The sequence below is a fragment of the Mycobacterium nebraskense genome (assembly GCF_002102255.1).
Lineage (GTDB): Bacteria > Actinomycetota > Actinomycetes > Mycobacteriales > Mycobacteriaceae > Mycobacterium > Mycobacterium nebraskense.
Genome location: NZ_LQPH01000013.1, coordinates 1 through 19,612, shown reverse-complemented (window position 1 = coordinate 19,612; position 19,612 = coordinate 1). Strand labels below are relative to the sequence as shown.

Sequence of the window (19,612 nt, the reverse complement as noted above, 5' to 3'; positions counted from 1 at the left end):
TGGGCTACATGTAGTCAGTAGACAACCCAAAACCGCAGGTCAACACCCACCCGTCAACACATCAGGGGGAACTTCGGGCTAGGCCCTGGCGGCCCGAGTCGATCCGCGGTGGCCGCCAGCACTTCGCGGCACCCTGCCCACATCCGCTTGATGATGTCGGCGGCCGGTGGAAGGTCCTGTATCCGGCCGGCCACCTGACCGGTGTTGGCGACGCTGGCGTCCATGTCCCCGTCGAAATAGAGCCGCTGCACCCGTTGCAGCGCCGCGGCGCCGCCACCGGAAGACGTTGCGGTATCGAGCCTTTCGGCGGCTGCCGTGCGGATGACACGCATCATCCGTTTGCCGTCGAGGGGCAGCAGAACGGTGGACGTTTCGTCGGCCGCGACGACCGCCCGCTTGAGGTTGCCGTGCACGGGGGAATCCGCCGATGCCAGCAGCCGCGTGCCCATCTGCACGCCTTCGGCGCCGAGAACGAAGGCGGCCGCCATCGAGCGGGCGTCGCAGATCCCTCCCGCCGCCACGATCGGTACGTCGACATGGGCCGCCACCAAGGGCAGCAGCACCATCGTCGACGCACCGAATCGGTTCTTGAACCCGCCGCCCTCGACTCCCTCAACCACGAGCCCGTCCACTCCGGCGTCGACGGCTTTCCGGGCCGCCGCAAGGGTGCCCACCACATGGAACACGGTGATGCCGGCATCGTGGAGCCGGCCGGTGAACAGCGCCGGATCGCCGGCCGAGGTGGTGACGAAGCGAATGTCGTTGGCCACCAGGAGATCCACGGTGGCCGGGTCGCGGTTCATGATCAGCGCGATGTTCGCGCCCACCGGACGGTCGGTGAGGTCGCGGACACGCGGCAGATCGGCCCGGCCCTGCTCGGATGTGGTCTCGATGATGCCCAGCGCGCCCGCGTTGGACACCGCCGCGGCCAGTTGGGCACCGGCGATGTAGGTCATCGGCGCCTGGATGATCGGGATGTCGATCCGTGCGAGTCCGCAGACCCGGTTAGATTCGGGTCCGGTGTTCATGAGCCCCTCGGGTCGATGAGGTCGCGGAAGCCGGCCGCGGGATGGACCGACGCGCCCAGGCTCGCGACCCGGTCGCTCAGCCCTTTGTCCGACGTGACCACCCGAATGTCGTGCGGTCGGGGGTCGGCCCGGACGCGCCGGACGATCTCGTCGTCGGCCGAGTTCGCGGCGGCCCTGGGTGCATACGCGATCTCGATCACCGATGCGGGGATGGCGGTCGACGGCGGCCGCTCAAACACGACCGTGACGTGGTCTCCCCGGGTGGCGGCCCATCGGTCGAGGCGGTCCGCCAGTGCGACCATGGCGCGGCCGCGGTCCTTCCACCAGCCGTCCGGGCGGCTCCCGATCACGTTCATGCCGTCCACGATCCACCGCACGACCCCTACGGTAAGGCGGCATTCCGCCGCACTGCTCACGGCCCCGCATTCAGCGACGCACGTTTCATTCTTTTCAACGTTGAGCGGTTGGTACGGTCACCGATATCAGTTCCCCCGCTGATGCCGTCGCAATGATGGGACAGGTGAATGACGTCGATAGCCGAGACCGATGACCGGGTTGTCTCGCTGGCCCGTGGAATGCGCGATCTGGTGCGCGCCGAGGCCGCCGAATCCGAACGGATGCGCACCCTCACCCCGGGAATCGTCGACGAGATGTGGGCGACCGGGCTGATGTCCGCGTTCAACCCGATCGCGGCCGGCGGTGTCGAACCGTCATTCACCGAGATGATCGAGACCTGGATCGAAATGGCTTGGCAGGATGGCTCTTTCGGCTGGGTCGGCATCGCCAACCTGCCGTCCTCGTTCGCCGCCGCGGCCTATCTGCCGGACGAGGGTTTCGCCGAGGTGTTCACGGCGCACGACAACCGCGTCACGATGGGCGGCCAATTCTTCCCCAACGGCCAAGGATCCGCAGTCGATGGTGGTTACCTGGTGAGCGGGTCGTGGAACTTCGGCTCGGGCACCGGTCACTCCCAGTACATCGCGGCCGGGTTCATGCCCATGGACAACGGCGAAATGCGCTGGATCAGTGAAGGCTTCCCCGAGATGCGGGTCGCGGTGATTCCCCGGGATCAGATCAGCTTCAACGATGGCTGGTTTGTCCAGGGGCTCAAGGGAACTGGGTCCTACGACTACAGCGCGCAAGAGGTGTTCGTGCCGGCGAGCCGCACCTTCGAGCTGTTCGTGCGTCAGCCGCATCGCGGGACCTCGCCGGCCACCCGGATGGGCCTGATGCCGGTCACCGCGGCCGGCCACGCGTCGTGGGCACTCGGCGTCGCCAAGAGCATGCTCGACGATGTCCAGGAGCTGGCCGCGACCAAATTCCGGATGAGTGACATGGCGGCGCTGGCCAGCCGCCCGACGTTCCAGAAGGGGCTGGCGCATCATCGGGCGGCCTGGCGCGCCGCTCGTCTGCTGGTGCTCGACGCGTTCACCACCGCCGAGGCCGCCGTCGCGTCGGGGGAGGAGCTGACACCCGGTCTGCGCGCGGACATGCGGGTGGCGGCGGTGTACGCGACCGACACCGCGCGAAGCTGCGCCGAGTGGGCGCACCTGGTCGCCGGCACCAGCTCCATCCGCGAGGGCAGCCGGTTGGAGCGCGCCTTCCGGGACATCTACACCGGGACGCAGCACGCCTTCATCAGCGAGAAAGTGGCCATCGACGTCGCGCAGATCTGGCTCGGCATCATCGATGACCAGCCGGGGCTGTGAGTCGCTGACGTCGGGGTCGGCGCCGCTTACACCAGGTGTTCGCCCGGCCGTTGGTCGCCGAGCTCGTCACGCTGGTCTTCGTCCTGGTTGTCGGCGAGCGACGAGGCCAGGCCCGGTCCGGTGGCACCGCCGGCCGACGCGCCCTGGGCAACCGAGCCCAGTGAACTCAACGGGGCGGCGCCGGCGCCCAGCAACGTCGACGCGGCGTTGACCGCGCCGGGCATCGCGGTGCCAGGGCTGGGCACCGTCGGCGAGGCGGTCGGCACCGTCGGCGACGGGTTGGCGACGGTGCCGCCCTCGACCAAATTCGCCAGTAGCGGCGTGCGGGGAGCCGAGCCGCCGGCGGCAACCGGCGGCGCCGCGCCCGTCAGTCCTCCGCCGGGCGGGCCAACGAAGGTCTGGCCGGCGATCCGGGCACCGCTGGAGTCCAACGTGCCCGCGGTCTCCGTGTCGACCTGGGCGTACATGCGGGCGATGTCGGTCAACGCTGCGCCCGTCCGGGCGACCTCTTCCTGGGCCGCGGTGTTCAAGGCCAGCATCGCGCTGCCCTCCGCGGCGAATGCCGCCACGGCCAGAATCGAGACCTCGTCGGCTCCGGCCGGAACCAGTGCGGTCACCGGACCCGCCGCGGCCGCGCCGGAAGCCAAACCCTGGGTGGCGATGTCGACCACCTGCAACCCGATCGCGCCAGCGACCGGATCATGTGACATCGGTTCCATGTACGTACTGCTCCTGTGCGAGCGATGAGCGCCGGTACGTCAAAGGACCAGCTGCGCCGGGCGATTAAACAAGTCTAAGGGCGCCAATGGTGTGCTGCCCACACTTTCATCCGGGCCCAGCATGGCCGGGCGATGGCCAGCGCGTGAATGGAAACACCCTCAACCGCTGGTGATCGTTCGCGGGTCGCCTACTATCAGCCCATGCGCGGCTCAAAGATCCTGATCACCGGTCCGACCGGCCAAATCGCGACCCCCATTGCGCGGGCGCTGGCGGCCGACAACGAGGTGTGGGGCATCGCCCGCTTCACCGATCCGGCGGCTCGGGAGGGCCTGGAGAAGGCCGGGGTCCGCTGTCAGACGGTCAATCTGGCGGCCGGTGATTTCGCCGGCCTGCCAGACGATTTCGAGTACGTTCTCAACCTGGCGGTGGCGAAGAGCGGGGACTGGGACAAGGACCTCGCGGCCAATGCGGAGTCGGTGGGCCTGCTCATGGCGCACTGCCGGGGCGCGAAGGCGTTTCTGCATTGCTCGTCCGCCGCCGTCTATGACCCGCCCGACGACAATCCCCGAACCGAGAGCGCCGCCCTGGGCGACAACCACAAATGCCTTTTCCCCACCTATTCGATCTCGAAAATCGCCGGGGAGGTCGTCGCCCGGTCGGTGGCGCGGGCCTTCGGGGTGCCGACCACCATCGCCCGGCTCAACGTGCCCTATGGCGACAACGGCGGGTGGCCGTTCTACCACATGGAGATGATGCTGGCGGGCATCCCGATCCCGGTCCCACCCGGTGAAGCCGCCCGCTACAACCCGATTCACGAGGACGACATCATCGCGACCATCCCGAAGTTGCTCGAGGTGGCGTCGGTCCCCGCCACGACGGTCAACTGGTGCGGCGACCAGACCGTCAGCATCCAGGAGTGGTGTGGCTACCTCGGCTCACTGGTGGGCAAGGAGCCGGTTTTCGAGGTGAGCGCGCAAGCGCTGCGCGGCAATCCCACCGACAGCTCCCGGATGCACGAGCTCATCGGCGGCACGACGGTCGACTGGCGTGACGGGCTGCGCCGCATGGCGGCCAAGTTCCATCCAGAGTTGTTCGGCGCGTAGGGATTACAGGTGCGCCAAGAGCCGTTCGGCAAACGCCTCCGGGTGCTCCCGGTGCATGAAATGTCCGCCGCGGACCTCCTCGACGATGTACTCGTTCTCGAACATCCGCGCCGCGTGCCGATAGTCCGACGGGTCGACGATCGGGTCGTCCAGCCCCGCGAAGGCGACAACCGGCACGGTGATGCGGGCCTTGAGCGACGCGCTGGGTATGGGGGAGAGCTTGCGGTAGTAGCCGAAGGCCGCGTTCAGGCTCGCCCGGTTGGAGAAACTCGCGCGCACCGCTTCGAACTCCCGCGGGTCGGGGTTCCACGCCGGTGACCACCGGCGGTAAATGGCGGGCAGCGCCGCGAAGTCGTCGCGCGCGAAGCGATTCGCCGCCCCCGGAAGTTTGTACGCCGCGAAATGGCGTACGCCCCATATCTTCTTCAGCGATGGCTTGAGCGCCGCCGGATGCGGAATGCCGATGACGAAGAGTTTTCGGACCCGCTCAGGGCCGATCGCGGCCGCCCCGTATCCGGCCGACGCGCCCCAGTCGTGCCCGATAACGACGGCGTCGCTGGCGCCGAGCGCTTCGATCAGTGCCAGCGGATCGCGCGCCAAGGTCTCCTGGTCGGGGTCGCTCGCCGGGATCGCGCTGGGGTGATACCCGCGCATAAAGGGGCTGACCGCGCGGTAGCCCTTCTCGGCGATGCGTGGGCGCAGGTCGTCCCAGGTGTGCGCGGTGTCGGGGAACCCGTGCAGCATGAGCACGAGCGGCCCCGAGCCCTGTTCGAGGTAGGCGAGTCTCAGCCCGTTCGCGTCGACGAAGTGGATGTCATCGGCCATGGCTGGGGACGGTACGCCTCGATCTGCCACGGGTGGCCGGCGCACCGTTTTCGCGGGCTCCCGCCGCGGTCTCATCCGTGCGTGCGGCCTTGACCGCGCCGCACGCACAATGCTAAGCAAGTGCTCAGCATTGGCGGGCATTGGGCGCTGGGCCGAATGGCCCCGCGATACGGAAGGGATCAGATGACGCTGCAGACGGTATTGGACGAAATCCGAAAGCGCCCGGGAACGGGTGATGTCATCGCGGTCATCAACCCCGCCACCGAGGAGACGATCACCGAATTCACCGACTGCGGGGAAGCGGAGGTCAACGACGCCGCCGCGCGGGCGAGGGCGTCCTTCGAATCGGGCGTCTGGTCCCAGCTCCCGGGCCGCGAACGGGCCAAAATTATGTGGCGCATCGCGGATTTGATCGACGAACATGCCGACGACTTCGCGCAACTCGACTCGCTCAACACCGGCATGCCCTTGATGCAGGCACAGTTGCAGATGTCCACCTGCTCGGAGTTCTTCCGCTACTACGCCGGCTGGTGTTCCAAGATCAACGGCGTCGCATACGACGTCAAGACCGACGGCATCGCGACGGATGCCTTCGTCAACATGCACGCCTACACCCTCAAGGAACCCTTCGGTGTGGTCGGGCTGATCTTCCCGTGGAACGGCCCGATCTTCAATGCCAGCGCGAAGCTGGCGCCCGCGCTGGCCGCCGGCTGCAGCATGCTCGTCAAACCCGCCGAGGAAACGCCTTTGTCGGCGCTCCTGCTGGACAGGCTGGTCCACGAGGCGGGCGTCCCCGAGGGTGTGGTCAACCTGCTGACCGGGTACGGCCACACCGCCGGGGCGGCGATCACCGCTCATCCCGACGTCGAGAAGGTCGCCTTTACCGGGTCGACCGAGGTCGGCAAGGAGATCGTGCGGGCGTCTGCCGGCAACCTGAAGAAGATCACGCTCGAACTCGGCGGGAAGTCGCCGGTGCTGATCTTCGACGACGCCGACCTGGACAAGGCGATCATGATGGCGTCGCTGGGCATCTTCGTGCACTCCGGCCAGGGATGCGTCTGCGGTTCAAGGATTTTCGTGCAGCGCGGCGTCTATGACCGGGTGGTGGAAGGCATTGCGCTGATGGCGAACACGTTCAAGCTGGGCGCACCCGGCGAGGAGGGCTGCATCAGCGGCCCGTTGATCAGCCAAAAGCAGCTGACCCGCGTCATGGGCTTCATCGACGAGGGCAAGAGCGACGGTGTCGAGGTGGTCACCGGCGGCCACCGCCTGGACCGCAAGGGTTACTTCGTCCACCCGACGGTGCTCACCAACGTCGACCCCGGCATGCGGCTCTACCAGCAGGAGATCTTCGGACCGGTGGTCAGCATCCTGCCGTTCGACGACGAAGACGAGGCGGTGGCCATGGCCAACGACACCACATACGGCCTGGCCGCCACGGCGTGGACGGAAAACCTTGGCCGCGCCCACCGGATCGTCAAGCGCCTGCAGGCGGGCAGCGTCCAGGTCAACTGCCAGTTGGTGTTCGACCACGACGTGCCCTTCGGCGGTCACAAGCAGTCCGGCTGGGGTCACGAGTTCGGCCGCGAGGGCATCGAGATGTACATGAAGACGAAGTCGGTCTGGGCCCAGCTCTAGTCTTCGCGAGAAGCGGAAACGTCCCGAACCGCAACAGGTTCGGGACGTTTCCGCTGGTTCACGCTCGCGTCAAGATCCCTTGGCGTAGCGGGTCAGGAATCCGGCGGCCGCGACCGCCGAGACCGCACCGATCACGCCCCATAGGAGGTCGGCTTAGCAATGGAACGAATTTGGTTGTTTTGTGATTTCCCGACGGTTATGCGGGGATGCGTAGCGGGCGGTGGCCGTCGCGGCGGAGCTCGGCGTCGATGTCGAAGGAGTAGGTGCCGTAAAAGTTGATGTGATCATGCTGGGCCGGCGTCAGGTGCGCCGCAGTCTCGTCGCTGACCTCGATACCATCTGCCCGCAGGGCGTCGATCGTGTCGCCGAGATAGGTAGTCGTCCACAGCACACAGGCGTTGGTGACCAAGGTGAGGCACAGTGCCTGATCGATTTGGTCATCGAGATGACGTCGTCGGACGTGGCCTTGATGGGCGAAGAACAGGTCGCGCCGGAGCGCATGTAGACTTTCGCCCTTGTTGAGCTGACGCCGTACCCGACGACGTAGTTCTTCGTCTGCGACGTAACGGCATACGTAGAGGGTGCGGATCAGGCGCCCGTACTCGTGAAGCGCTATCGCGAGCGTGCTCTGCCGGCTGCTGGCGTGCAGCTTGGCGATCAGCAGACTCGCAGTGGTGTGCCCAAACTTCATCGAGGCAACCAGGCGCAGCAGATCATCCCAGTGGTCGGCGATCAGCTGCGTCTGGATCGGCTGGCCGAGCAGCCGCCCGGCGTGCGCGTATCGAGCGCGCCACTCGGAGGCGGTTCCGAGGCGGTAGAGCTGTAGGCGGCCGATGTCGCGGATGCGCGGGCAGAACTGCAACCCGGCCAGGTGGAAGATCGCGAACGTCGCAAGGGTTTGTCCGGCGGTGTCGACGGTGTGCTCACCGAGCGGCAGATCCGTTGGGTTGCCGAAGATCTCATCGAGCACTGCGACGGCCTCGCGCCAGGTCGTCGGGATGACTTTGGTGCCGTAGGTGGAGTGTTGATCGGAGACATGGGTGTAGGTGGTGGTGCCCTCGTCGAGGAAGTAGCGTGACAGCGCCCGGGCGGTCAGGCTATGGCCGCGCTGCGGGAACCGCTGCCCGTCCGACGACGACAGCGTCCCGCCGCCCCACAGCGCGGCCAGCGGGTGCGCGTGGTGGGCGTTGACCAGACGGGTGTTCGCCGCGCGCAGCGTCTCTTGGCGCAGGTACCACTGCGAGGTCCAGGCCAGGGCATCTTCGGAGATGCCGGAGGCGTCGGCCATCCCGGCGTAGCCGAGGTTGCATGCGTAGGCGATAAGCGACGCGTACAGGTTGCGGGTGAGGTCCGGGTTGCGTGGTTGCGCGCCGCCGGCGTGGGTGAACTCCTCGCTGAACCTGGTCAGCTGATCGACCTCAATCAGCAGGGTCGGCAATTGCACCCTGGGCAGCCGGGCTGATGTGGCGTGGGCGAGCGTATCCGTCTCGGCCGGAAGCTGTTCGGCGGGCAGGGGCGACACGATCAGCTCACCGTCATCACCGAGACGGGCGAGTCCTTCGGCGCCTGGGTCGGCCAAGACCGTCTCCAACGCCGCGACTGCCGCGTGCAGCTCGGCCTCGAGTCGCTCGAGTTGCCGGGACGGGTTCGGGTCGGTGCCGGTGACGGCGCAGAAGTCGTCGCGCTGCCCGGCCCACCGATCCGGCGGCAGCAGCAGGGTGGACGGATCGGTGTAGCGGCGTGAGCCGGGCACCCATAGGTCGCCGGAACGCAGCCCGGCCTGCACCCCGTACAGGACGCTCAGTTCCCAGTAGTGGCGGTAGGTGGCGCCGCGGCCTTGACCGCGCGCGGCGTCGAGGTAGCCACGCCAGCGCGCCGGCACGAACACCGTCGCCGCGGGGGTGGTCGCCTCGTCCGGGACAGCGGTGCGGGCGGCGGCATTGAGCCCGCGCAGCACCTCGACGGCAGTGAGCAGCGCTGTGACCGACGGGCTGGCGGTGTTGCCGGTCAGCGGAAGCGCGGCGATCACAACAGGGGTAAAGGTGCGCAGGTACTTGTAGCGGGCGGCCAGCAGATCAAAGTGGCCATGGTCGCGCTGCCCGCGATCTTCAGGTGGGCGGCGGGCGGCGATGAGGCGTTGCATGCCCACCCGCTGGCGGACGACCCGGCCCGCCTGCTCGTCCGCGATATTCGGGTCGGCGAGCACGTCAAGGATCTCGTCGAGCAGCCGCCCCCGGTCTACCTCGGCTTTGGCGCGGTCGACGAGCCGATGCGAAAGTTCATGCCGGGCTCGGGAATCCGCGCCGGCCAGCGCTTGGTCGAGCAGCTGCACCAGCTCGTCGAGCACCTCGACGTGGGTTTCGGCCAGTGTTGCCAACAGGATCGGGTGACGCCGGTCGACCGCGGCGCGCTGTAATGCCTGATTGGTTGAGCGGCGGCCGATCTCGGCGAGCATGCGTCGTCGCCCAACCGGGAGCCGGGACAAGTCGAGGTGCTCGGCGCCGTGGCGTCGCAGGAATTCCAGCTTGTCCAGCTCGGCCTTGAGCAGCTCGGGTGTGGCGACCGTTGCCCCGCGGCGCAGCCACGCCAGGCGAGTCAAGCCGAGGTCGGGGTCGACATCGAGCAGGCCGTCGAGCTGCATCGGCCGCGGTGGTTGTAGCAGCGGCCCGAGCCGGTGGTAGGTCTCGGCGCGAGCGGCGTCGCGGGCCGTGGCCACCCGACGCGTCAGGCTGTCGACCGGTGGGCGGACAATCCGTTCGGCGCGCAGCCAGTCACAGGCCAGCCGCAATAGGACGCCGGGGGCATCGTGTTCGAGCGCCCGAGCCAGCAGGAACTCGTCGAGCAGCTTGCGTTCGCCGGCGGCGCACAACCGCCAACCCAGCCGAGCCAGCACCTGTGCGCGGTGTTCCCGTCGGGTTCGTCCCTGCCAGCCGCCGTACCCCGCCAGCAATGCCGACGAGGTGTCCGGCGCAACACCCAAAGCCTGCGCGAGCCGATCGAGTGCGGTGGGCGGGCAACCGGCCAGGTCGTCGGGAATCCAACCCAGCCACGGCAGCGTCGACAGTTGGACGGCGACGCCGAGGCGGTTGTGCTGGCGGTTGAAGCCCGCCAGCCACGCTAGATCGTCGGCGGAGAGCGTGAAGTAGGTGACCGCGTCCTCGTCGGCGATCTCGTCCGGCCAGCTGCTCAGCCGGGCGAGTTCGGGATCAGACAGGTAGCGGACCGGCATCTGGCCTCCGACCGGCCCGGGTTCGGGCCATCATCGCAGCGACGCTAGCCCCAGTCAGTTGAGCGCGGCAAGGGCTCCGCCGCGCCGCCCGCAAGGGGATCGCCAACCGCGACGAGCAAACCCGCACCGCCCACGACCTCGCCGCCCAAACCCAAGACCACGAGCAGCTACCCGACCGGGTGCGCCGGCTGACCGCGCGGCGTGCCCAAGCCGTAGCCCAGCGGCAAAAGGCCTACCGGCACTGGTGCGAAGGAATCGCGGAAGAGGTGCTCGAACGCCACCAGTGGATTGAGTGGATTGAGCAAAACCGCGACCACAGCCGCGACAACGGGCTGGAGCTCTAGCCTAAATCAGGGTCACTGACGAGGGCTGCGACGGTGCCGGTAAGCCGTACCTAGCGCCGATCTTATTCGCGCTGAGCGACGATGCGCCCGACTTCGCGGCGCTGGATCGGATCAGGCCATCGCCCGGCACTCTTGAGCGCAGCGGCGACAAGACGCCGCGCAGGCGCGGCAGTAATCGTTGTCGTACTTGTCGCACTCGGCCGCGCACGCATCACAAATCTCTGCGCACAGCTGGCACAACTGGGCCGCCCAACGCGACCCGCGGGACACCAGCGTCACACACGCCGCGCAAATCGCTGCGCAGTCCAGGCATAACCGGGCGCAGTCGGCCATCTTCGCATCGTTGACGCAACAGTTGTAGGCGCACGCCTCACACGCCGCCTGGCATTCCGCGCACGCATCCAGACAGGCCTGGTTCGCCGCTACGGTCATGACAGAACCTCCTCACTCGTCAATCACCAAGTCGGGACTCCCCGTCGCCACAAACGGGCCTCTCCCGGCGGCGATCTTGGAGGGACTCCCGCGCCAACCCTAGTCCGGCTCTTCGACTTCGACATGGAGGTCAGCATGAATTTTTGGGGTGCGGCACGCCTCGGACGATCCCACCGCTGTTTCGAAGTCTCGATCGAATCTTCGCCGTTGTATCGCCAGCACTTGCTTAGAGGCGACGTTGGGCTAAGGCGGCCCGCTGGTGTTGGCGCGTGGATGTGTTATCGGTGGCATCGCTGTGGCACGATCATGTGAATGCATGAGTCCACAGCGCACATCCCCGCCAGGTGTGATGAGGAGCTGCTGTGCTGCCTGGGCCCGGGGTTTCCCGCGCTGGCGGGCAGCGATCCCCACCGTGTGGCCCGGATCCGCGATGAGGTGGCGCACGGCTTTGCCGCGCTCGCCGATGTTACGCGTGCAGTGTCGTTCTTCGGTTCCGCGCGCACCCCGCCGGATCATCCGTACTACCAGCTGGCGCGCACGCTGGCCGCGCGGCTGGGCACTTTGGGGTTCGACATCATCACCGGCGGTGGGCCCGGGATCATGGAGGCCGCCAACCGGGGCGCCCGCGACGCGGGGGTGCGCTCGATCGGCCTTGTCATCGAGCTGCCCTACGAGCAGCGCATGAATGCCTTTGTGGATCTCTCCCTGGAGTTCAAGTTTTTCTTTGTCCGTAAGCTGATGTTGGTCCGTTACGCGTCGGCGTTCGTGGTGTTTCCGGGCGGCTTCGGAACGCTCGATGAGCTGTTCGAGGCGCTCACGCTCATCCAGACCGAGAAGATCCGACACTTTCCCGTCGTGCTCGCGGGCTCGCAGCACTGGAGCGGGCTAGAGCAGTGGATCCGGACCCAGCTGCTCGAACTGGGGATGATTTCGGCCGATGACGTCGAGCTGCTTGTGGTCGCTGACGATCCCGACGAGATCGGCGGGGTCATCGAGGGGTGGCGCCGTCGCCAGCTAGCGACCTACCGCCCAATCAGACCGTGAGCGAAATCGCCGATGAACTCAGACGCAGGCATGGCGTGGCTGCTGGCTGACGCGGCGGAGCGATGCCTAACCGGTGATCAGCGCACGATGGTGTTTGTCGAAGTAGGTTGTGGGGAAAGCTATCTGGCGATCGAGCGGATTCTTCGTATCGTCGTAGGAAATGGATTCCCGTTGCCGACTGCCCTGCTGGCGGCCCTCACGGAATGGCTGGGTTTATACGTCGGAAGCCCCGAGGAACGGTTGCTGCGGGACCTGGTCATACGGGTTCGTTCGCTGGGACCCGACTTCGAAGCAGGATAGCGTTCCGATTGAGGCGCAGCCAGTGCTGGTTTGGCTCAGCCGGGGCACGACCGAGGCCCGGGGTATGCCGATCGGCGGCAGTGGGTATCGCGCCGACACGGTATGTAAGTTTCACAACACCCGAGGATGCAGATATGACCGCCTTTCCCGGCCCTCCCGGCCCTCCCGGACAGCAGGGCGGCGAGGCACCGTCTGTGAGACAGGAGCTGGTGGCATCGTTTGACCACTATTTGGACGTCCAGCGGTTGGTGGATCACATGTCCGATGGCGGGTTTCCCGTCGAGCACGTTCGGATCATCGGTGACGGGGTGCGCACGGTCGAACACGTCACCGGGCGGATGACCACCGGCAAAGCCGCCCTGGCCGGGGCCGGTAGTGGTGCCTGGTTCGGTCTACTGATCGGCTCGCTCTTCGCGATCTTCACGGCGGGTCCACTGTGGGTGTGGATGCTGCTGGTCGCGGCTATCATCGGTGCGTTCTGGGGTGCCGCATTCGGCTTCATCGCACACGCGTCCACTCGGGGCCAGCGTGACTTTTCCAGCGTGTAGGCCCTGAGGCGCAGCGCTACGACGTCTACGTCACGGCCTACTATGCCGCAGAAGCCGCCCGCTTCGTCCCAGGATCACACGTCGACGATTCAGGCGCGGCACCCGACTCCGTAAACGGTGAGCTTAAGACCGCTTCCCAGGGCAGACCGACGCACAACCCGTAGGGTCTGGATCGCAGAGAAACTTGGGCTATCGGCGCAGCAGGAACTTTCCTTCTGTGATCGGCGGCGTCACTTCGGCAAGCAAAGCTTGGGATGATTTTGCGGCCGGGTGTCGATGCCACCGCGGCGGTCTTTAGCGCCGCGCGACGCGGTCAGGTGGTGTAGGCGGTGTAGTTGAGGGTGGTCTGCATGCCGGATTCTTGGTGGTAGTTGTTGTGGCAGTGGAGCATCCAGATCCCGGGGTTATCGGCGACGAGCACGGCGCTGAGTTTTTGGGACGGCAGGACGTTGACGGTGTCTTTGCGTGCGCCCGGGCTGCCGTCGGGCTTGATCACCTGGAAGGTGTGGCCGTGCAGGTGCATGGGGTGATACATCATGGTGGAGTTGGTGAAGGTCAGGGTGGCCCGCTGTCCCTGTTTGACGGTCAACGGCGTGCTGGCCGGGTAATGCTTGCCGTTGACGCCCCAGTCGTAGTTCGTCATCGAACCGGTCAGTTCCAAACCCAGGCTCACGTCTGTTTGTGAGGATCCCAGGCTGGCGGCCGGGGTGGCGGTGAATGTGTCGACGGTGCCCACTCGGCGGTTGAGCTCGGAAGGCTGGAAGGTGACGTCGGGCGGGGCGCCGGCCGCGGTGGACAGCAGGGCTCGCCCGGGCGCGGCCTTTTTACCTTCGGGCACGGCGACCAGCGGGAAGACCCCGTCGCCGGCGGTGACGAGGACGTCGTAGCGTTCGGCCATCCCGAGCAGCAGGGCGTCGACATCGGTGGGGACGATCGGGTACCCGTCGGTGTGGGTCACCGTCATGGTGTGCCCGGCCAGAGCCACACGGAAGGCGGTGTCGGCGCCGACATTGATGAAACGGATGCGGATGCGCTGCCCCGGTTTGGCGGCGAAGCTAGTCGGCGCTGCCGGAACCCGCCCGTTGACCAGGTAGTAGGGGTAATCGACATCGCCGGAGTCTCCGCCCAGCAGGGCGCTGGTACCGACGCTGGTCATTCCCCGCATCTCCTGCGCGGGCGATTCGGCTGGCATGCGGGTCTGCTTCAGCGCGTGATAAACCTGCTGGGGACTGCGGCCGATTCCGTCGGTCCAATCGTCGAGTACGACGATCCATTCGGCGTCATAGCGGCCCGGATCGGCGGGGTCGTCGATGATCACCGGTAGGTAAAGCCCGTAGTCGGCCTCCAGGCCGACGTGGGGGTGCGCCCAGTAAGTGCCGGGATAGGGCGAGGAGAACCGGTAGGTGAACTCGCTGTTGGCGGCGATGTTCGGGGTGGCAGGGACGGCGCCGTCCATGTCGTTGCGTAAGGCGATGCCGTGCCAGTGCACCGAGGTCGGGCCGCCGAGCCGGTTTTGGACGGTGACGGCCAGTTCGTCGCCGGCGTTGGCGCGGATCAGCGGGCCGGGCAAAGCGTCGCCGTAGGCGAGTGTGCGCGCGATAGGCCCGCCCAGGTCGATGGAGGCGGGTCGGGCCGTCAGTGTGGCGGTCACGGTGCGGCCGGTGTGCGGGCGGGCCTTTTCGGCGGCAGTGATGGCCTGCCCGAGGGTGGGCGCGGGATGGCTAAGGCCGCACGCCGACAGCGCCAACCCGGCCCCACCGACCATTGAAGCGGTAAGGAGGGCCCGCCGGTTCAGTCGAACGTCATCCCACGCTTGGCTCACCCCTTGTTCCTTTCCCCACTTCTGAACTCGCAAACTCGCCTCGGCTGCTACGGTCGGGCGGATCCCCGGTGCATACCGGGCAACCCCAACCCTTCATCGGAAAGCCACCGCCGACGACCTCATCGCCAAAGTCTCCGCGGACGGCTCGACGGATGCGCATGATGTCCCAGACACCGCCGAGGGCCACCTCGGCTCCGACAGAACCGTAGCGGTCCGGTCAACGGCCCTTGTGGCGCTATGGACGCAGTTTGAACTTTTTCGAGATGGTCATTTCCGATGCCCTGTGGATCAGCATAGGTCCGGCTGTGTTGGACACCTGTCGGCACGAAAACGTGACCGGCAATCCCGCGTCCCAAAACGATCGTTCGCGCGACGGTCTGCCAGTCTGTGCGTTTGCGCAGGACAAGTCTGTAACGCTTGCCGTGGCCGCGCCAACGCCACGCCGTCGGGGGTTGGCGATACGGTCCGGGCCCATGCGGATCGGCTATGGACGGGTCTCCACCCGCGACCAGCACACCCCGAGGCTCAACGCGATGCGCTCACCGCGGCGGGCTGTGATCAGATCTTCCTGGATAAGGCTTCGGGCAAGCTGGCCCGCCGGTCGGAATTGGACAAGGCCCTGCTGTCGGCCAACCGGGTGGGCGATCAGCTGGTGGTGACCAAGCTGGACCGGCTGGGCCGGTCACTGGACCACCTCATTGAGCTAGCCAAGCGCCTTGCAGCCGCTGGTGTGGATTTGGTGGTGCTCGACCAGGGCATCGACACCTCGACCGCGCTGGGACGGATGTTTTTCCACATCCTGGGCGCCATCGCCGAATTCGAGCACGCGTTGATGTCGGAGCGCACGATGGACGGGCTGGCCGCAGCGCGGGCCCGCGGCCGCACCGGTGGGCAAAAACCCAAATTGGGTCCCCGCCAGGTGAATTTGGCTCGGCAGATGTATGACGAGCTCGGGCAGGACGGGAAACATCGCTACACCGTCGCCCAGATCGCCGCCGAGTTCGGCGTCACCCGACCCACCATCTACCGCCACCTGAGCAAGCTTCCAGCTCCCGGCGGCATCACGTGACCCCTTGGCCGGGCCCGGCGCATCCCGAATTACCCGCACAAGCCGATCGGCCTGCTGGGCGCGATCCTGGCCTGGCATGGCCGCGAGCACCTGCTGGCCCGGCGTGCGAACGCCGTACAACGCCGGTGCCCTACCGGCATGGGCTAGACGAGATCGTGGATCTGCAGATCGAGCGGCAACGCGCGCTCGATCGGCACCTTAGCCGCGACCGAAGCCGCGAGCACAGTTTCGATTACGGCCGCGAAGGGAAGTCCGACAACAGCGTGTAGCTGGCGGGGCGTTGCCGCGCTCGTGGCGGCCACCAAGGACCAGCGCCCCAGGCAGCGCCGCCATAGAATGGCGTCATCAAGGAGCGGACGACCAGGGTGTCGAACAGCAGGCCGAGGCCAATCGTGCTGCCGGGCCGTCGCCGCAGTCAACGCTCCGGCGAGCACGATGAGCAGTCACCAGAGCGGACGGAATACCTAACGCTTTAGAAAAGACGACAGTCGCGCTAGGTGCGCGGACCGCTTTGATCGACCCGGTGCCCACAGTGCTGTTGCCCTGGTTGCCGGGGCACATGGAGTTGGCGGCGCCGGTGATAACGAAGATGACAAAGGACAGGAGGCGTCTGGTGCCTATCGGTCGACGAACTCGCATGGGCCTCATGGCGGTCGCCGTGATCAGCGTGGTGGTGATGGCCGTTGTGGCCGTGGTGGTGATCGGGCGAGGCGATGGTCATAACGGTGTGCTGCCCACCGAGTCGGCCCCGCGCCGTGAAACGCCTGCAATCATCACCGTCACCCCAGGTCCTAACGCCGTGAACGTCGACCCGCTCGGCGCGGTCACGGTGAGCGCGGCCAACGGCACACTGACCGACGTGCAGATGGTCAACGACCAGAACACGCCGATCCCGGGTGTCATGACCCCCGACAACCTGGGCTGGAAGCGCAGCGTGCCGCTGGGTTACGGCCGCACCTACACCATCACCGTGGCCAGTCGCGGGCCGACGGGAACTCCCGCGTCGCAGATGTCCAGGTTCACCACGCTCACACCCAGCAATCAGGCTGCGGTGTCGCTGACCACCACCTCGGGTGCGGCGCTGCACGACGGCGGCATCTACGGGGTGGGAACGGTCATTGTCGCCCACTTCGACGAACCCATCACCGATCGCGCGGCCGCGCAGCGCCGACTGACCGTGACGACCGCTCCGGCCGTCGAAGGCTCCTGGTATTGGGTCGACGACCAAAACGCCCATTGGCGCCCTGAGCACTACTACGCGGCGGGCACGAAAATCACCGTGGCGGCCAACATCTACGGCGCGCCGCTAGGTAGCGGACTGTACGGCCAAGCGGACAAGCAGACGTCGTTCAGCATCGGTGACGCGCATGTGTCAATCGCCGACGACAACACCAAACAGGTCAACGTTTACGACAACGGCGTTTTGGTGCGCACCATGCCCACCTCGATGGGCATGGGCGGCACCGAGACCGTCGCCGGCCAGACCCTCACGTTTTGGACCCCACCCGGCGTCTACACGGTGATGGATAAGGCCAATCCGGTCGTGATGGATTCGTCTACCTACGGCTTGCCCGTCAATTCCCACCTCGGCTACCGCGAGACCATCAACTACGCCACCCGCATCAGCCCCGACGGCATCTATCTGCACCAACTCGACAGCACCGTGTGGGCGCAGGGCAACACCGATACTTCCCATGGCTGTCTGAACCTTAACGGCGACAACGCCCAATGGTTCTTCGGCTTTTCCCAACCCGGCGACATCGTCGAGATCCGCAATACCGGCGGCCCGCCACTGTCGTTGCCGAACAACGGTGACTGGAGTGTGCCGTGGACGCAATGGCAGGCCGGAAGCGCCCTTAGAGCTTTGCCCTAGCCTGAGCCGGAGATCATCGAAGGCCCACGCTGTTCGGCCCTTGGGTGATCGATCCGCAAGGTTGGGGCCGGGGCACGACGACTTCACACGTTTCTCTTCCGCTGTCTCCTTTTGTAGAAAAGCGAGAGTAGATCAGATCTCGTCTCACTCGGGGTTTGGGTTTGCGGTCCGCGCGCCAGGTTCTCCCGTCGGTGCCGGTCGTACCCGGCGCGCCGACGCCACTGCCGAATACCTGGTCGCAGCCGAAGACACCGCTGGCCACAGAACGTCCTTCCAGCCTGCCCACGCCGGTACACTGGCGGAAGGCCGAACCCGGTTGTTCTGGGTTTCTTTTCGCATCCGCTTTGGCCTGTTCGGCTCGTGCAGTGCCCGGCTGAGCCCACGCTGGCTGCACACAGATCTGCGATCAGAGAGCTACCGTCCGCAACGGATCAGCACCGTTCTGAGCACCACCACCCAAGGAGTTCTGTGAATGCTTGACCGCTGTACCGCCCACATCGTCCGCTGCCCGCAGCACCGGAAGAACGCCGCCTGCGCAGCGAAGTTTCCAGCCTTGGGGGCGCGGACCATGCAGGAAGCGCTCGACCAGATCCAGCAACTGGTCACCGACATCGATATCGACGACGCCACCCACGCCTGTGACGACCCCCACAGCCTGCCGGGGCACGAGGGCAGGCCTGCCGCACCACCAAGTCCGGCTCGACGGATCACACCTCGGTGGCGGACACGCTGCTGACGTGAAGGAAGGGAAGCGCCGCAGCGATGATCGCGTCCACCAGGGGCGGCGGCAGCCCCAGCTCGTGGTGTCTCATTCCTTGTCCCGCACGACCCTGATCGCCGCGCTCACAATGTCTGCAGTGCTTGGCTTGCTAGTGCTAGAGGTACCAGGTCGGTCGCTGCGGCTTACCCCAGGGCGCCGGCGCCGGCCATGCGGCGGAAAGCAGAAGCTGTTTCAGCCGACGATCCCAAGCGGCGGTTGTCGCGGCGATCGTGCTCGAGCTCGGCGAGGCCCCGTATGCGGGGGGTGTGAGCGAGCAGCGTCGTGAACCCAAACAACCCGTACTGGTGATAGCAGGAGCGGGCGGCGTGCTGTACCCTCTGGGGGTATGGGAGCCATGCGGAGGACCCGGGCGGATGCCCGGCATGTTGCCGCATGCGGTCGGCCATGGTGGCGGTCTGTGGCCGCCGTGGCGGCCGTCGTCACCGTACTGGTGATGTGGGCGCTAGCCTTCGGCGGGCACTCCGACTTGCGGTCTGAGTCTGTTGGGTCTCAGCCAGCGCCTGCTTCGACTTCCTTGGTCGGCGGTGAGTTCGCGAACATTATCGGTCACCCCCATCTTGTTGATGGCGACTCATCGGGAACACATCCCGAGGCGTTCGCCTCCGCGGTGTTGCCGAGTTCGCCGTCGAGCGCCGTGGCTGCGTTGGGTGTGGTGGTGGCAGTGGTCGCAGTCGCGGCTTTGTTGGCTGCGCGTGTGGTGTTGGCCGGGCGGGGTCCGCCGTCTGCGCCGGCTGCTGCCCTGTCGGGTCACGATCTGTTGACTCGGTTCTGTCTTTCTCGTCGCTGATCGGTCGGCGTCAGGTCGTTGTGCCTCTAGCACAGCTGGCCGGTGACCGCTGCCCATGTCAACGGCCGCGCCTGGTGTCGCGGCAATGCAGAAAGCGACGATTCGATGAACAACAATGTTTTGCCGTTGAAGTCTGTGAAAACCTTTGCGCCGCGCAGCACGCGGCACCTGCGCCTGGTGAACGGGCAACACCTGGCTGGGCAATGCCGGCCCTCCCGCGGCGGTTACCGCCAGCCCGATGCCTTGGTGGGCAATACCCCGGTGCTGCGGATCTCGGAGCCGCTGACCAGCGCTGATCGCGGGTTTTGGGCCAAGCTGGAAGGGTTTAACCCCGGCGGCAGCATGAAAGACCGCCCCGCG

The 19,612-nt window shown here is 66.6% G+C and carries 18 protein-coding genes and 3 pseudogenes; 13 read left to right on the top strand and 8 right to left on the bottom strand.

Going from position 1 to position 19,612, the window contains the following annotated elements; genetic code table 11:
- Nucleotides 1–53: 53 nt before the first annotated feature.
- Nucleotides 54–1,028 (bottom strand): NAD(P)H-dependent flavin oxidoreductase, encoded by a 975-nt coding sequence (locus AWC17_RS01700; RefSeq protein ID WP_046187002.1) that lies wholly within the window; start codon nt 1,026–1,028, stop codon nt 54–56.
- Complete coding sequence (locus AWC17_RS01695; RefSeq protein WP_046187003.1) at nt 1,025–1,405, bottom strand: NYN domain-containing protein; 381 nt, start codon at nt 1,403–1,405, stop codon at nt 1,025–1,027. Before AWC17_RS01695 ends, AWC17_RS01700 begins: the two co-directional genes overlap by 4 nt.
- Nucleotides 1,406–1,552: 147 nt before the next feature.
- On the opposite strand from AWC17_RS01695, the gene AWC17_RS01690 reads away from it, so the two are divergent.
- Nucleotides 1,553–2,737 (top strand): acyl-CoA dehydrogenase family protein, encoded by a 1,185-nt coding sequence (locus AWC17_RS01690; protein ID WP_046187004.1) that lies wholly within the window; start codon nt 1,553–1,555, stop codon nt 2,735–2,737.
- A gap of 26 nt (nt 2,738–2,763) precedes the next feature.
- Here AWC17_RS01690 and AWC17_RS01685 read toward each other — a convergent pair whose 3' ends face one another.
- A complete protein-coding gene (locus AWC17_RS01685; RefSeq protein ID WP_244193462.1) occupies nt 2,764–3,447 on the bottom strand; it encodes a PE family protein in 684 nt (227 codons plus the stop codon).
- 210 nt (nt 3,448–3,657) lie between these two features.
- Between AWC17_RS01685 and AWC17_RS01680 the strand changes: the two genes are divergently transcribed.
- Entirely contained in the window at nt 3,658–4,560 is a 903-nt protein-coding gene (locus tag AWC17_RS01680) for an NAD-dependent epimerase/dehydratase family protein (RefSeq protein WP_046183885.1), read from the top strand.
- Between the two features lie 3 nt (nt 4,561–4,563).
- On the opposite strand, the gene AWC17_RS01675 is transcribed toward AWC17_RS01680, so the two are convergent.
- Nucleotides 4,564–5,385, bottom strand: a complete 822-nt coding sequence (locus AWC17_RS01675) for an alpha/beta fold hydrolase (RefSeq protein ID WP_052742771.1) — start codon at nt 5,383–5,385, stop codon at nt 4,564–4,566.
- A gap of 183 nt (nt 5,386–5,568) precedes the next feature.
- Here AWC17_RS01675 and AWC17_RS01670 point away from each other — a divergent pair, with 183 nt between their 5' ends.
- Nucleotides 5,569–7,023, top strand: a complete 1,455-nt coding sequence (locus AWC17_RS01670) for an aldehyde dehydrogenase family protein (protein ID WP_046183888.1) — start codon at nt 5,569–5,571, stop codon at nt 7,021–7,023.
- Nucleotides 7,024–7,219: 196 nt separating this feature from the next.
- Here the strand turns inward: AWC17_RS01670 and AWC17_RS01665 are convergent, their stop codons facing one another.
- On the bottom strand, nt 7,220–10,252 hold the full coding sequence (locus AWC17_RS01665) for a Tn3 family transposase (RefSeq protein ID WP_046183884.1): 3,033 nt from the start codon (nt 10,250–10,252) through the stop codon (nt 7,220–7,222).
- A gap of 179 nt (nt 10,253–10,431) precedes the next feature.
- Here AWC17_RS01665 and AWC17_RS32440 point away from each other — a divergent pair, with 179 nt between their 5' ends.
- Complete coding sequence (locus AWC17_RS32440; protein WP_156174139.1) at nt 10,432–10,596, top strand: hypothetical protein; 165 nt, start codon at nt 10,432–10,434, stop codon at nt 10,594–10,596.
- A gap of 111 nt (nt 10,597–10,707) precedes the next feature.
- Here the strand turns inward: AWC17_RS32440 and AWC17_RS01660 are convergent, their stop codons facing one another.
- Nucleotides 10,708–11,028 carry a four-helix bundle copper-binding protein gene (locus AWC17_RS01660; RefSeq protein WP_046183883.1) on the bottom strand — a complete coding sequence of 107 codons (321 nt, stop codon included), beginning with the start codon at nt 11,026–11,028 and terminating at the stop codon, nt 10,708–10,710.
- 312 nt (nt 11,029–11,340) lie between these two features.
- Between AWC17_RS01660 and AWC17_RS01655 the strand changes: the two genes are divergently transcribed.
- The 3 genes from AWC17_RS01655 to AWC17_RS01645 all read left to right on the top strand — a co-directional run bounded on the left by AWC17_RS01655 (nt 11,341) and on the right by AWC17_RS01645 (nt 12,920).
- On the top strand, nt 11,341–12,072 hold the full coding sequence (locus tag AWC17_RS01655; protein ID WP_046183882.1) for an LOG family protein: 732 nt from the start codon (nt 11,341–11,343) through the stop codon (nt 12,070–12,072).
- Nucleotides 12,073–12,084: 12 nt separating this feature from the next.
- Entirely contained in the window at nt 12,085–12,372 is a 288-nt protein-coding gene (locus AWC17_RS01650; protein WP_046183881.1) for a hypothetical protein, read from the top strand.
- Nucleotides 12,373–12,581: 209 nt separating this feature from the next.
- The gene (locus AWC17_RS01645) at nt 12,582–12,920 is read left to right on the top strand and encodes a general stress protein (protein WP_244193461.1); all 339 of its coding nucleotides are present in this window, start codon (nt 12,582–12,584) and stop codon (nt 12,918–12,920) included.
- A 313-nt stretch (nt 12,921–13,233) separates the two neighbouring features.
- Here the strand turns inward: AWC17_RS01645 and AWC17_RS01640 are convergent, their stop codons facing one another.
- Nucleotides 13,234–14,685 (bottom strand): multicopper oxidase family protein, encoded by a 1,452-nt coding sequence (locus AWC17_RS01640; protein WP_046183880.1) that lies wholly within the window; start codon nt 14,683–14,685, stop codon nt 13,234–13,236.
- A 286-nt stretch (nt 14,686–14,971) separates the two neighbouring features.
- Between AWC17_RS01640 and AWC17_RS01635 the strand changes: the two genes are divergently transcribed.
- Nucleotides 14,972–15,811, top strand: coding sequence for a recombinase family protein (locus AWC17_RS01635; RefSeq protein ID WP_331458585.1), 840 nt, complete (start codon nt 14,972–14,974; stop codon nt 15,809–15,811).
- 232 nt (nt 15,812–16,043) lie between these two features.
- Here AWC17_RS01635 and AWC17_RS34080 read toward each other — a convergent pair.
- Nucleotides 16,044–16,211 (bottom strand): annotated as a pseudogene (locus AWC17_RS34080) (hypothetical protein); the annotation flags it as partial.
- A 246-nt stretch (nt 16,212–16,457) separates the two neighbouring features.
- Here AWC17_RS34080 and AWC17_RS01630 point away from each other — a divergent pair.
- From AWC17_RS01630 to AWC17_RS33230, 5 genes and pseudogenes are all read left to right on the top strand, one after another.
- Entirely contained in the window at nt 16,458–17,684 is a 1,227-nt protein-coding gene (locus AWC17_RS01630) for a L,D-transpeptidase (protein ID WP_331458584.1), read from the top strand.
- Between the two features lie 188 nt (nt 17,685–17,872).
- A pseudogene (locus AWC17_RS34075) lies at nt 17,873–17,940 on the top strand (hypothetical protein); the annotation flags it as partial.
- 216 nt (nt 17,941–18,156) lie between these two features.
- Nucleotides 18,157–18,420: a hypothetical protein gene (locus AWC17_RS34070; protein ID WP_156181163.1), complete on the top strand. Its 264-nt coding sequence runs from the start codon at nt 18,157–18,159 to the stop codon at nt 18,418–18,420.
- 370 nt (nt 18,421–18,790) lie between these two features.
- Entirely contained in the window at nt 18,791–19,252 is a 462-nt protein-coding gene (gene lpqS / locus AWC17_RS34270) for a putative copper homeostasis (lipo)protein LpqS (RefSeq protein ID WP_462498404.1), read from the top strand.
- Between the two features lie 105 nt (nt 19,253–19,357).
- Nucleotides 19,358–19,612, top strand: a pseudogene (locus tag AWC17_RS33230) (hypothetical protein); the annotation flags it as partial.

Bases quoted from the DNA above. Each gene is read 5' to 3' on its own strand.
- AWC17_RS01700 (WP_046187002.1), bottom strand. From the start codon at position 1,028: ATGAACACCGGACCCGAATCTAACCGGGTCTGCGGACTCGCACGGATC.
- AWC17_RS01690 (WP_046187004.1), top strand. From the start codon at position 1,553: ATGACGTCGATAGCCGAGACCGATGACCGGGTTGTCTCGCTGGCCCGT.
- AWC17_RS01685 (WP_244193462.1), bottom strand. From the start codon at position 3,447: ATGTCACATGATCCGGTCGCTGGCGCGATCGGGTTGCAGGTGGTCGAC.
- AWC17_RS01680 (WP_046183885.1), top strand. From the start codon at position 3,658: ATGCGCGGCTCAAAGATCCTGATCACCGGTCCGACCGGCCAAATCGCG.
- AWC17_RS01675 (WP_052742771.1), bottom strand. From the start codon at position 5,385: ATGGCCGATGACATCCACTTCGTCGACGCGAACGGGCTGAGACTCGCC.
- AWC17_RS01670 (WP_046183888.1), top strand. From the start codon at position 5,569: ATGACGCTGCAGACGGTATTGGACGAAATCCGAAAGCGCCCGGGAACG.
- AWC17_RS01665 (WP_046183884.1), bottom strand. From the start codon at position 10,252: ATGCCGGTCCGCTACCTGTCTGATCCCGAACTCGCCCGGCTGAGCAGC.
- AWC17_RS01660 (WP_046183883.1), bottom strand. From the start codon at position 11,028: ATGACCGTAGCGGCGAACCAGGCCTGTCTGGATGCGTGCGCGGAATGC.
- AWC17_RS01655 (WP_046183882.1), top strand. From the start codon at position 11,341: ATGCATGAGTCCACAGCGCACATCCCCGCCAGGTGTGATGAGGAGCTG.
- AWC17_RS01650 (WP_046183881.1), top strand. From the start codon at position 12,085: ATGAACTCAGACGCAGGCATGGCGTGGCTGCTGGCTGACGCGGCGGAG.
- AWC17_RS01640 (WP_046183880.1), bottom strand. From the start codon at position 14,685: ATGGTCGGTGGGGCCGGGTTGGCGCTGTCGGCGTGCGGCCTTAGCCAT.
- AWC17_RS01630 (WP_331458584.1), top strand. From the start codon at position 16,458: ATGGCGGTCGCCGTGATCAGCGTGGTGGTGATGGCCGTTGTGGCCGTG.
- AWC17_RS34070 (WP_156181163.1), top strand. From the start codon at position 18,157: ATGCTTGACCGCTGTACCGCCCACATCGTCCGCTGCCCGCAGCACCGG.
- lpqS (WP_462498404.1), top strand. From the start codon at position 18,791: ATGGGAGCCATGCGGAGGACCCGGGCGGATGCCCGGCATGTTGCCGCA.